This is a genomic window from Micromonospora sp. NPDC050695 (assembly GCF_040654415.1).
Taxonomy (GTDB): Bacteria; Actinomycetota; Actinomycetes; order Mycobacteriales; family Micromonosporaceae; genus Micromonospora.
Genome location: NZ_JBFAHZ010000021.1, coordinates 86379 through 98011, shown reverse-complemented (window position 1 = coordinate 98011; position 11633 = coordinate 86379). Strand labels below are relative to the sequence as shown.

Here is an 11633-nt window from a genome sequence, read left to right as displayed (position 1 = left end):
AACAACCGTCCCAGCGAGCCGGAAAGGGCCGCACCCCGGGAATCGGAGACCCGGCACACCGTCGTGACAGACGACGCACACACCTCACACCATAAGGGACAAAACGGTCAAGCCGAAAGCCGTACCAAGGGATCAATACCCTCTGACGGATCGAGGCCGAGGCCGGCCCCCGCCGTCGCACCCGGGCGTGGCACACGATCGAAAAGGCCGTTTCCCACTGCGGGAAACGGCCTTTGATCTGGGGTGGAGCTGAGGGGATTTGAACCCCAAACGCCGTGGGCCGGGCAAAGATCATCCGCAATCGGGCAGATCCTGCCCCTGACCAGCATCGGAACCGCCAGCAACTTTCGACGCTTTACACCTGTTTCCGGCCCCAGTTGTACTGGATCTGTACTTGATGATCATGCCAACACCTTCATCTGCATCGATTTATCCGATGATGCGAACCTGACCGGCCTCGTACGTCTCCACTTCCCCGGCAGCCCTGGTAACCACCACTGCGCCGGGGCCGCTGTAGGTCACGGAGTCGCCCGGCCCGATGGTGATGTCTTCGACCTGTCCAACAGCGCGGATGTACGTCGCGCGTGGGTGACCCGGCCTCTGCTCGACCACCACCAGGCCGTCACTCTTCAACGCGGCGATCACGGTTCGGATGGTGGTCCGGCTGACGCCGTAGCCCTGAGACAGATCCGTCTCGCTGGGAAGCCTCGACCCCGCCACGTACTCACCCACCGACACCTTGCGGCGGATGTCGTCGGCAACCTGTCGCCAGATGGCCCGCTCCGGGTTCCACTCGATCACAAATTTGACAGTAGGTGCGGACGTAGACCCCTACGTCTGTACGTACTAATCTACGTAGCGCACGGTGCCGCTTAACCCGCTGCGCTGGTCGTAGAGGACCCGAACTCGCCCCGGTGCGGCGGTACCCCCTGCCCGGCCGGGCTCCTTCGACTCGGCCGGGCAGGGCAACCTTCGAGCGGGAAGGGACCTTCATGCCTATCGAGCAGGAGGGCCGCGCGTGGGTTAGGCCGCAGCCCCGCTCGCCCAAACCCGGCGAGGAACTATGGATTGACCGCGCAGCTTCGGTGCAGTTCCTCAGGCAGCGGTTCCGGTTTCGGGTGATCTCGGTGTGCCCAAAGCCGACCTATCGGGGCTGGGCCTGGGTGACGGGATACCAGCTCGACGACCGGGGCAACGCCGTCAGCAAGCGGGAGATCTTCGTTCAGCTCGCCGGCCTGCACCCCGTGCGGCGATCGACGTAGCACGCTGCACTGCCTCCGCCTGGGACGACAGCGACGGGATGGCTCTCCCTCAACCACCCTCCCACCGCGCCTCCTGGTCGCCCCTGGCCATCGCGGAGCCCGAGGCCCCCGCCGGAGGCACGCAGTCACCAAGAAGGGCCGGACTCCCTGGTCAGGGGTCGGCCCTTCAGGATGCATCGGGTCAATACACGGATAACTTCGCGCTCATCGGCAGGCGTCGGCGCGGACGTGACCACCGCACCACGGGTACGGGTCGACGCTCCAAACCCGCCACCCTCCACCGTCGCGGCGTGCCTGGAACTGCCACGGACGCGGGGTGCCGGCACCACTTTGGCGGACCAACCCCGCAGCCGACCGGCCGATCGTTAGCGCCTTTTTGCGATTGTTGATGGCTGGGTATTCCTAACCGCAGGGCGCTGTCCGGGTGCATTGGTCCTAACGTTAGCCAATGCGACAACCCGCGAAGTGCTGCTGAGCAGCGCCGATGAAGCCACAGTGGCGACGGGTGCCCGGCCTGCCATCGAACTTTCACGAGCCTTCACACTGCGCTCAATACAATAGGCAATATCCTGCGCTTTCTCGCCGATTTCCTGAGAAGCCGACCAATAATCTTCACCTCCTGTCAGCACGCGCGCAGACATCAGTCGGGATTTGGCGACAAAATGATTGTTAGCCAAATTGCTGCGGTAGCTATCAAACTTATCGAATTTATGGAAACCCGTCAGAGCTTCGTGATAGGCGGTCTGCTCTACGCTTAATTCGTAAAAGGCCTTCGCGATCTCCATGGCCAGGCTCGTAGGTGTGTGCCATCGGCTACCGGACCACTCGAATTCTGCCTCGGATCTGTTCACCACCTCCTCCGCGATGCGCACCGTATCGAGGGATTGGTTCCTGACATTCTGTGCGATGAAATCTTTTGGTCCGGTAAACCCACGCATTGCAGCACGAATTTGACTGACGAAATCCGACTCGTTCATTGTCCCCTCCAAGACCTGTCACCGCAGGCATCTCTTGGGTCGCTACGGGCACCCACCACGGTCAACGTGAACGGCGGGCCGACGGTTCACGCAGGGCATTCGCCAGGTCGAGCTTTGACCGTTTAGCACACTTTGCGGTAGTACAGCGGCCGTCATTTGCTAGCCCGATCGCCAGATAGATTACCCAGCGTTACGACCGTCGGCGTCGCGGTTCCTCCCCCAAGATCATCCGTCGCACGGTCGCCCAGCCACCGAATGACGACCACGACGGCGCGGCAGCATCCCCTGCCAGAGTGAGGAGTCACCGCGAGCCGGCAACCGGGTGACCACGCCTCTCGGCCTTCAAAGCTGAGCCACCGACGCAGCCGGAAACCCGCCCAGCAACCCCGAGCCCGACGCACCCGTCGCGCCCACTGTCGCGCGGGCATCCGATCGAGGGCAGCGCCAGAACCAGGCGTGCTCCCGGCGGCCATCGCCGGCGGCCTGCCGTGCCGCGCAGCCATGTCTACGGCTCTTCACCACCGCGCCGTGTGCGCCGGGGCGTGACCGGCCGCCAGGCCGCACGCGCGCCCCGGCGCACACGGCGGCGGGCCGCAGGCCCGCCCTTGACCAAGTAAAGAAAGTCTGAACACACTACGCTCTAGCCGCTGCACGGATCAACAACGCCAGAACGCTGCAAGTACTGAGGTTGTACTAAACGATCAATGACCAGCGTTTCCGCTGGCCATTGATGGTATGGGTGGAGCTGAGGGGATTTGAACCCCTGACCCCCTCGATGCGAACGAGGTGCGCTACCAGTCTGCGCCACAGCCCCCCGCCGGCGAACCGGCTTCGGTCCCACCCGGCTTACACCGGGCGGGCCGGGAGCAAGGCTAACAGGTCGTCGCCCCGCACCGCGAATCCACCCCCGGCGCGGCGCTGGCCCCCGCCGGAGATCCACTCGCCTTCCTGGAAATCGGGGCATCGAGGGCGCCCGGACACCCCGTTTTCCGGGAAGGCGAGTGGATCAACGCCGCGGGCCACGGGCCGCGCGCCCACAGGCCGCGCACCACGGGCCACGGGGCACGGGGCACGGGGCACGGGGCACGGGGCACGGGCCACGGGCCACGGGCCACGGGCCACGGGCCACGGGCCACGGGCCACGGGCCACGGGCCACGGGCCACGGGCCACGGGCCACGGGCCACGGGGCACGGGCCGCGGACCGCGGACCGCGGACCGCGCGGCGGGCCGTGGCCGGTCGGCGGTCAGGCGCCTCGGCCGGCCTCGTAGGGGCGGCCGCGCAGACCACCCGAACGCCGGTACGACACCGACCCTCCGTTGACGGCGGCCGGCAGGTCCCCGGGGCGGTCGAGGCCCATGGCGGCTCGGCGTACCCCCTCGCGCTGGGCGGCCAGGCGGCGCTGCGCCTCCCGGCGGGCTGCCGCCCGGCGGGCCTGTTCACGGCGCACCTCGGCCTGCCGCGCGGCCAGCCACGCCGCCTCCCGAGCCCGGGCGCGGCGGCGACGACGCCCGGCGAGGGCCTGGCCGCGCAGGTGGACGACGTAGGCGGCCAGCAGCAGGAAGGTGACCCCGAACCCGACCCAGAAGCCGGGGCTGACGAAGAGCACACCGATCAGCTCGACGACGTTGAGCAGCAGCAGGGCGGCGAGGACTCGGCGGCGGCGGTACACGGCCGGGGTGTGGTGCCGGCGCGGCGGCCGGCGGCGGGGCCGCTTCGGGGTGGCTGGCACGGCGCGTAGCCGGCCGGAGCGGCGGGCGGCCGGCGGCGCGGAGACCGGCGCCGTCGACGTTCCGGTAGCCGCGTCTTCACTGAGGGTGACGATGAGCGAGCGCGGCGGGTGAACGGGCCGCCGTCCCGGCACAGTGCGGCGCCGCCGGCGGCGCTGGAGCACCCGCGCCGTCGACTGCGCCCGCTCCGCCACCAGCCGCTCGGTGGCGTCGTACCGGCGAACCAACGCCGGGGCCAGGGCGAGCAGGCCGGCGGCGGCGAGGACGGCGAGGAGCACCGAGGTCGGCACCCTCACCCCTCCCGTCACCGAATTCGGAGCAACCGCCACCGGACCGCAGGATCTTCCACCGATCGCGCTCGGGTGCGTGGATCGTCCGGACGGGCAGCGCTTGCCGTAGCTTGCAGTTACTTGAGGTTACGGCGCGCCGACCGTCATGCCGCCGCGCCGCGCCGATCCCGTCCGTGGGACGGCTCACCGTGCGGCGGCGCGTACCCGATGCCAGCGGGCCAGCAGGCCACCCTCGACGGCGATCTCCTCACTGGTCATCGCGTATCCGATGTGGTCCCGCCAGGCGCCGTCGATGTGCATGTAGCGCACGTGGTACGACTCCTCGCGGAAGCCGAGCTTCTCCACCACCCGCCGCGACGGTCGGTTCTCCGGCCGGATGTTGACCTCCACCCGGTGCAGGCCGCCCGGCCCGAACGCGTGGTCGACGGCGAGCGCGAGCGCGGTCGGGATCACGCCCTGGCCGGCGACTCGGGCGTCGACCCAGTATCCGACGTAGCCGGAGCAGAACGCCCGCCGCACGATGCTGCCCACGTTGAGGTGCCCGACCAGCCGATCCCGGTCGGCCTCACGCAGGCAGACCGCGAACGGCATCCCCTCGCCCTCCCGCGCCGACCGTCGCTGGTCGCGGTGCACCCAGCGGAACGCGACCGGCGAGTTCAGCTCGTCCCAACTGCCCGACAGCGACGACTCCCAGGGTGCCAGCCAGGCCCGATTGGCCCGGCGTACCTCCGACCAGGCCGCGGCGTCCGAGCGCCGGTACGGCCGCAGCAGCACCGGACCGTCGACCAGCACCGCCGGCCAGCCGGGCGCCCGCGGCGGTCCGAAGAGACTCACCCGCACAGTCTCCCGCGCGGGACCGTGTCCCGTGCAAGTGGACCCGCGATGTGCCGGCGAGCGGGGTGACCCGTCACCGGCGACGGTCCAGCAGCAGGACGTCCACGGTGGAACCGGCGGCGGCGGTGGTGACCCGCTCACCGAGCACCAGCAGACCGTTCGCCTCGGCGAGCCCGGAGAGGGTGAACGGCCCACCGCGCAGCGGCTGCACCGTGTAGCCGCCGCCCCGCCGTTCGGCGACGTGCGCGGGCCGGAACTCGCGCAGCCCGCCCGGGGACGACACGGTCTCCAGCAGGTGCGCCCGGACACTGGGCCGGAACACCGGCTCGGCGCCGGCGAGCAGTTGGATGGCGGGGCGGGCCAGCACCTCGAAGCCGATCAGCGCGGCGCCGGGGTCGCCGGGCAGGCAGACCACCGGCACCTCCTCGGCGCCCACCGTGCCGAACCCGAGCGCGGTGCCGGGGTAGAGCGCCACGTCGGTGAAGGTGACCGGCCCGGCGCGGCCCCCCTCGCGGCGGGACAGGATCCGCCGCACCATGTCGCCGGGCCCGGTGCCGGTGCCGCCGGTGGTGATGATCAGGTCGGCGCGCAGGGTCTGGTCCTCCAGCAGCCCGCGCAGCCCTTCCGGGTCGTCGTCGCAGATTCCCACCCGGTACGCCAGTGCGCCCACCTCGGCCGCGGCGGCGGTCAACGCGTGCGAGTTCGCGTCGACCACCTGCCCGGGTTGGCTGCCCCGGCCCACGTCGACCAGCTCGTCACCGGTGGCCACGATGACCACCCGAGGGCTGGGACGGACCACCACGTGCCCGATGCCGGTGGCCGCGAAGACGGCGACCAGCGCCGGGGAGACGTACGTGCCGGCGCGGGCGAGCAGGGTGCCGGCGGGCAGTTCCTCACCGGCGCGGCGTACGCCGTACCCCCGCTTGGGGGTGCGGAAGATCTCCACGGCGGCCATGCCCTGGTCGGTCCACTCCACCGGGACCACCACGTCGGCGGCGACCGGCAGTGGCGCGCCGGCGGCCACCGAGAAGCACGAACCCGGGGTGAGCCGGACCGGTCGCCAGCTCGCCGCGCCGAGGTCGCCGACCACGTTGAGCCGGATGGTCCGGCCGCCGGGAGTGCCGGAGGGGGCCGGGACGTAGCTCGGGCCCCGGCCCCCTCCGGAGATGTCCTCCCAGCGGGCCGCGTACCCGTCCACGGCCGCCTGGTCGAAGGCCGGGAACGCGTGCGGCGCGACGACGTCCTCGGCGAGGACGTTGCCGTGCGCCTGGGTGAGGTCGAGGTCGAGTGGCGGCAGCGCTCGTAACCTGCGCAGCACACTGCCCAGGTAGTCGGCGAGCGGCGTCAACTCGTTCGCGGCCGCCTCGGCGTCGGCCGTCGCGGTCATGTACCAGATCCGCCTGCCGCGTTGGCGTTGACGAACTCGGCCAGCCAGGAACGGAACTCGGCGCCGAGGTCGTCCCGGTCGGCGGCGATCTGCACCACCGTCTGCAGGTAGCCCAGCGGCATGCCGGTGTCGTAGCGGGTGCCCCGGTAGACGATCGCGTGCACCGGTGTGCCCTCGGTGCGCAGCAGCTCCATGGCGTCGGTCAGCTGGATCTCGCCGCCGCTGCCCGGCTTGGTCCGCCGGATCGCGTCGAAGATCTTGCCGGGCAGCACGTACCGGCCGAGCACCGCGAGGTTGCTCGGCGCGTCCTCCGGCCGCGGCTTCTCCACCATCCCGGTCACCTTGACGACCTCGCCGATGTCGGTCAGCTCCGACTCGGCGGGTTCGACGGAGGCGATGCCGTACCGCTTGGTGTCGGCCGGGTCGACCTCGAAGAAGGCGAGCACCACACCGCCGGTGCGGGCCTGCAACTCCAGCATCGCCGGCAGCAGCGGCTCGGACGGCTTGACGAACTCGTCGCCGAGCAGCACCGCGAAGGGCTGGTCACCGACGTGCGACTCGGCGTACCCGACGGCGTGGCCGAGCCCGAGCTGCTCGGGCTGCCGCACCGTGTAGATCTCGGCCAGCTCGCTGGGCCGGCGCACGGCGGCCAGCCGCTCGGTGTCGCCCTTCTCCTCCAGCCTGGTCTCCAGGTCTGGGCGCCGGTCGAAGTGGTCCACCATCGACGTCTTACCCCGACCGGTGATCAGCAACACGTCACCGATGCCGGCCTGGGTGGCCTCCTCGACGATGTACTGCAGGACCGGCCGATCCACCACCGGCAACAGCTCCTTGGGCACCGCCTTGGTGGCCGGCAGGAACCGGGTGGCCAGTCCGGCGGCCGGGATGACGGCCTTGACCGCCACGGGACGGCCAGTTGCGGCGACCGTCGATGAGGGGTTCGCTGAGTGCTCCGACATGCCGCGAGACTATCGGCCACGGCTCTGCCGCGGCGGGTGTGGCCCAGAAGACGCGCCGCCGCCCGGTCCCGGCCGTGCGGCGTCCGGACCGGCCCGGGCACCGTCCGGGACACCGGCCGCCGGGTCGTCGGCCGGCTCCGGCCGGGCATGTGCCGGCCCCGCCGGCGACGATTCGGGTACGCCCGCGGCCGGCTCCGACCGGGCGGGCCCGCCCGGCTCCCGGTGGGCCGGCACGGGCCGGCCGGCGCGCGGCAGTCCATCCGGTGGGCTGACCGCGCCCGCCAGCACCGGCAGCTCCCGGGTCGGCACGTCCGGGCGTACCTCGGCGACCCGGTAGGTGTCCCGGCCGGCCGCCTTCGCGCCGTAGAGGGCGTCGTCGGCGGCCTCCAGCACCTCCCGTCCGGTGCTGCCGTGGTCCGGGTAGACGGCGATGCCCACCGACACCGTCACCAGGACCGGCCCGGCGTACGCCTCGACCGCGATCGGTGTGTCCCGTACGGCCGCGCCCAGCCGCTCGGCGACGATCGCCGCCCCCCGGGCGTCGGTCTCCGGCAACAGCAGGACGAACTCCTCCCCGCCCTGCCGGAAGGCCAGGTCGACCTCGCGGATCTCGCCGCGCACCCGCCGGGCGAACTCGGCCAGCACGGTGTCCCCCGCCGCGTGCCCGTACGTGTCGTTGACGTCCTTGAACCGGTCCAGGTCCAACGCGAGGACGCTGAGCATCCGGCCGAACCGGCTGGCCCGTTCCACCTCCCGCCGGATCGACTCGCGCAGGTAGCGGTAGTTCCACAGCCCGGTGAGCGGGTCGGTGAGGGACAGCCGCTGGGCCTCCTCGTGCACCCGCACGTTCTCCACCGCCACCGCCGCGTGCCCGGCGAAGGTGCGCAGCGTGACCAGGTCGTCGTCGTCGAACTCGGCCGCGCCCACCCGGTCGTAGAGGGCCAGCACACCGAGCGCCACCGCCGGCGTACCCGTGTCGTCGGCGGACCCGGGGGTGGCGGCCGGCACGGCGGACCCACCGGGGGTGGCGAACGGCACGGCGACGTAGGTGCGGCAGCGGGGCTCACCGGCGAGGACCTCGGTCGGCTCCACCCGGCCCCGCTGCGGCTCACCGGTGGCGGCCACCGCGCCGACCACGCCGACGCCCACCGGCACCCGCAGCGTCTGCGACCCGTCCGCGTCCCCCTCCGGCCAGCGGCCGTCCAGCCCTTCGGTGCACTGGGCGGCGAGCATCCCGCCGGTCTCGACCAGCAGCACCGCGCCGGCCCGGGCGCCGGTGGCCGCGATGGCGCTGTGCAGGATCACCCGCAGGATGCGTTGCAGGTCGTGCGTGCTGGCCAGGGTGTCGCCGAGCACCGCGAGATGGCCACGTAACTGGTCGCGGCTGCTGGTCAGCGCCGCGACGTACGAGCCGGTCTCGCGGGTCATCCGGTTGAACGCCTCGGCCAGCCGGCCCAGCTCGTCGTGGCTGCGCACCGGCACCCGGGCGGTCAGGTCGCCGTACGCCACCCGGTCGACGGCGCTGGCCAGCTCCGCCAGCGGTCGGGTGGTCACCCGGGCCAGCCGCCACGCGGTCAGCACGGCGAGCAGGCCGGCCAGCACGACCGCGCCGATCAACGTGACGTGCAGCCCGGGTGGCCGTTCACTCGGCACGGACAGCACCAGCGGCAGCGGCTGCCCGGTGGACGGCCCGATCCTGCGCACGTACCGGCCCTCGGTGGTCTCGGTGACCCGCTCGCTGTCGACGGCGCTGGCGGCGGCGAGCACCGCGTCGCGGACGTCCCGGGATTCGGTGGTGTGGGTGACCCGGTCGCTGCTCGCGCCGCCGAGCAGGGTGACCGCCACCCCGGTGACCGCGGCCAGCCGGGCCACGAACGCCGGATCGACGAGTTGCGCGGCGGCGACCGTGCCGCGCAGGGCACCGGCGCGGTCGCGCAGGTCGACCCGGGCGGCCAGCGCCCGGACCGGCCCGGGCTGCGTCTCGACCGGGCCGGAACAGTCCCGCCAGGGCATCGACGGCGCGCCGGGCGAGGCGTACGTGACCTGGCCGGTCACGTCGGTGATCTGCACGGCGGCGGCCAGCCCCCGACCCACCAGTTGGGTGGCGGCGGCGGGCGGATCGCCGGTGAGGGCCACCGCGTCGGCGGTGGCGCGCAGTTGCTGGCAGAGCGCGTCGACCGAGGTCCGCACGGTGGACGCCGCCACGGCGAGGCGCTCGGTGGAACGGCTGCGGTCGACGGCGGTGACGGTCGAGGCGACGAAGATCGCGCCGAGCAGCACCGGGCCGAGCACCACCACGAGGAAGGCTGCCGTCAACCGCCCGCGTAGCGTCACTCGGTCCCCCCGGAAGTTCCGCCTCCGTTGCTTGCGATGCTGACACAGAGCAACCGTGGGAGAGGCGTTGCGTCAGGAGTGTTGCGTGCCGGATTTTTCTTATGAAGCGGAAGTGACCCGGGTGGCGAAGCGGGACGCGCGGGCCGAACTGCTCGCCCGCCGCCGAAAGCTGTCGACACCGGCCCGGGCGGCAGCCGCCGGACGCGTCCAGGCCGAGCTGGTCGCCCTGGTCCGCCGGCTCCGTCCCCGCCGGGTGACGGCGTACGTCCCGGTCGGCTCCGAGCCGGGCGGCCCCGACCTGCCGGCGGTGCTGCGGGCGGCGCTGCCGGCCGACGCCGAGTTGCTGCTGCCGGTGCTCCTCGCCGACCTGGATCTGGACTGGGCCGCCTACACCGGGCCGGAGGGTCTACTCGCCGCCGGTCGGGGTATCCGGGAGCCGGACGGGCCCCGGCTCGGGGTGGCCGCGGTGGCCGACGCCGACCTGGTGCTCGTACCGGCGCTCGCCGTCGACCGGCACGGCCGACGGCTCGGCCGCGGCGGCGGCTCCTACGACCGGGCGCTGGCCCGGGTGCCGGTGGCGACGCTGACCGTGTGCCCGCTGCATGACGGGGAGCTGGTCGAGGCGCTGCCCGTGGAGCCGCACGACCGACCGGTCCGCGCGGTGGTCACCCCCGCCGACGGGGTGCGTACGCTTGACGGCGGCCCGGGTACGGCGCGTGGTGTCGCGCCCCACACGTCCGCTGGACGAACCCGGGCCGAATGACGCACCATTGGCACTCGAATACGTCGAGTGCCAACTGGCCGAGCCCAGATCCGGAGGAGAACGTGCCCACGTACCAGTACGCCTGCACCGCGTGCGGTCACCAGCTCGAGGCGGTGCAGTCCTTCTCTGACGAGCCGTTGACCGAGTGCCCGGCGTGTCAGGGGCGGCTGCGCAAGGTCTTCAACTCGGTCGGCATCGTCTTCAAGGGCTCCGGCTTCTACCGCACCGACTCCCGCGCCTCCGGGTCCGAGACCGCGGCCGGCGGCACGGCCAGCAAGCCGACCAAGTCCGAGTCGTCCTCGTCGTCCTCGGGTGGGGACTCTGGGTCGTCGTCCGGGTCGTCCTCGTCGTCGGGGTCCTCGTCGTCGTCGGGGTCCTCGTCGTCGGGGTCGTCCTCGTCGTCCGGCGGGTCGGGTGGCGGCAAGGCCCCGGCGGCCAGTTCCGCGTCCTGACCGCGAGCCCGCAGCCTGACCGCGAGCGACCGCACTTTGATCCACTCGGGATCCTGGAAATCGGCCTGTCCGCGTTCGTATGACACCCCGTTTTCCCCGAACCCGAGTGGATCGAGGCGCGCGACCCTTCCGCGTACATAGCAGCTCCGGCCGGCCGGTGGGCGTTGTCCACAGGCCCGCCGGTTGTCCACAGGCACGGTCTTACGGCCTGATGTCTGGCTCCCCACCGGCCTAACCTGCCGCCCAGGGATGTCGCTGTGGCATCCGGGACGGGAGACGGCTGATGGTGACGGGCGATCCAGACTCCGTACGGGCCCTGCGTCCACTGCGTCGGCTCGTCCTCCCCGGCGGGCGCACTCTGCTCCGGGCCGGGCTGGTCGCCGCACTGCTCGGCCTGGCCGCTGCGGTGCTGCACACCCCGACCGGCTGCCCGCCCACCAGCGGCGCCGCAGACCAAACCCCCACCGCCAGAACCGGCTCAGGGCCAGGGTCTGGCTCGGGGCCAGGGACTGGCTCGGAGCCAGGGACTGGCTCGGAGCCAGGGACTGGCTCGGAGCCGAGGGCGGGCTCCGGGCCAGAGTCGGGCTCGGAGCCAGGGACTGGCTCGGAGCCGAGGGCGGGCTCCGGGCCAGAGTCGGGCTCAGGG

The 11633-nt window shown here is 72.1% G+C and carries 10 protein-coding genes, 1 tRNA gene and 1 pseudogene; 3 read left to right on the top strand and 9 right to left on the bottom strand.

Annotated elements, in window-relative coordinates:
- Positions 1-429 precede the first annotated feature (429 nt).
- On the bottom strand, positions 430-801 hold the full coding sequence (locus AB0H52_RS18250; protein ID WP_151491168.1) for a winged helix-turn-helix domain-containing protein: 372 nt from the start codon (positions 799-801) through the stop codon (positions 430-432).
- Positions 802-992: 191 nt separating this feature from the next.
- On the opposite strand from AB0H52_RS18250, the gene AB0H52_RS18245 reads away from it, so the two are divergent.
- Entirely contained in the window at positions 993-1262 is a 270-nt protein-coding gene (locus AB0H52_RS18245) for a hypothetical protein (protein ID WP_151491167.1), read from the top strand.
- 365 nt (positions 1263-1627) lie between these two features.
- On the opposite strand, the gene AB0H52_RS18240 is transcribed toward AB0H52_RS18245, so the two are convergent.
- The 7 genes from AB0H52_RS18240 to AB0H52_RS18210 form a co-directional block, all read right to left on the bottom strand.
- Positions 1628-2239 (bottom strand): hypothetical protein, encoded by a 612-nt coding sequence (locus AB0H52_RS18240; RefSeq protein WP_357948692.1) that lies wholly within the window; start codon positions 2237-2239, stop codon positions 1628-1630.
- Between the two features lie 740 nt (positions 2240-2979).
- A tRNA-Ala gene (locus tag AB0H52_RS18235) sits at positions 2980-3053 on the bottom strand.
- A 431-nt stretch (positions 3054-3484) separates the two neighbouring features.
- Complete coding sequence (locus AB0H52_RS18230) at positions 3485-4264, bottom strand: hypothetical protein (protein WP_192580427.1); 780 nt, start codon at positions 4262-4264, stop codon at positions 3485-3487.
- Between the two features lie 177 nt (positions 4265-4441).
- Entirely contained in the window at positions 4442-5092 is a 651-nt protein-coding gene (locus tag AB0H52_RS18225; RefSeq protein WP_151492030.1) for a GNAT family protein, read from the bottom strand.
- A gap of 73 nt (positions 5093-5165) precedes the next feature.
- The gene (glp, locus tag AB0H52_RS18220; protein WP_139582488.1) at positions 5166-6479 is read right to left on the bottom strand and encodes a gephyrin-like molybdotransferase Glp; all 1314 of its coding nucleotides are present in this window, start codon (positions 6477-6479) and stop codon (positions 5166-5168) included.
- The gene (locus AB0H52_RS18215) at positions 6476-7438 is read right to left on the bottom strand and encodes a UTP--glucose-1-phosphate uridylyltransferase (protein WP_151492029.1); all 963 of its coding nucleotides are present in this window, start codon (positions 7436-7438) and stop codon (positions 6476-6478) included. Before AB0H52_RS18215 ends, glp begins: the two co-directional genes overlap by 4 nt.
- A gap of 9 nt (positions 7439-7447) precedes the next feature.
- Positions 7448-9772, bottom strand: coding sequence for a diguanylate cyclase (locus AB0H52_RS18210; protein WP_357948688.1), 2325 nt, complete (start codon positions 9770-9772; stop codon positions 7448-7450).
- Between the two features lie 85 nt (positions 9773-9857).
- Here AB0H52_RS18210 and AB0H52_RS18205 point away from each other — a divergent pair, with 85 nt between their 5' ends.
- Both AB0H52_RS18205 and AB0H52_RS18200 read left to right on the top strand, forming a co-directional pair.
- The gene (locus AB0H52_RS18205) at positions 9858-10535 is read left to right on the top strand and encodes a 5-formyltetrahydrofolate cyclo-ligase (RefSeq protein ID WP_151492028.1); all 678 of its coding nucleotides are present in this window, start codon (positions 9858-9860) and stop codon (positions 10533-10535) included.
- Positions 10532-10738: pseudogene (locus AB0H52_RS18200) on the top strand (FmdB family zinc ribbon protein); the annotation flags it as partial. The gene AB0H52_RS18205 and the pseudogene AB0H52_RS18200, both read left to right, overlap by 4 nt.
- A gap of 14 nt (positions 10739-10752) precedes the next feature.
- Here AB0H52_RS18200 and AB0H52_RS18195 read toward each other — a convergent pair.
- Complete coding sequence (locus AB0H52_RS18195; RefSeq protein ID WP_357948712.1) at positions 10753-11073, bottom strand: hypothetical protein; 321 nt, start codon at positions 11071-11073, stop codon at positions 10753-10755.
- Positions 11074-11633: the final 560 nt, after the last annotated feature.

Bases quoted from the DNA above. Each gene is read 5' to 3' on its own strand.
- glp (WP_139582488.1), bottom strand. From the start codon at position 6,479: ATGACCGCGACGGCCGACGCCGAGGCGGCCGCGAACGAGTTGACGCCG.
- AB0H52_RS18245 (WP_151491167.1), top strand. From the start codon at position 993: ATGCCTATCGAGCAGGAGGGCCGCGCGTGGGTTAGGCCGCAGCCCCGC.
- AB0H52_RS18215 (WP_151492029.1), bottom strand. From the start codon at position 7,438: ATGTCGGAGCACTCAGCGAACCCCTCATCGACGGTCGCCGCAACTGGC.
- AB0H52_RS18240 (WP_357948692.1), bottom strand. From the start codon at position 2,239: ATGAACGAGTCGGATTTCGTCAGTCAAATTCGTGCTGCAATGCGTGGG.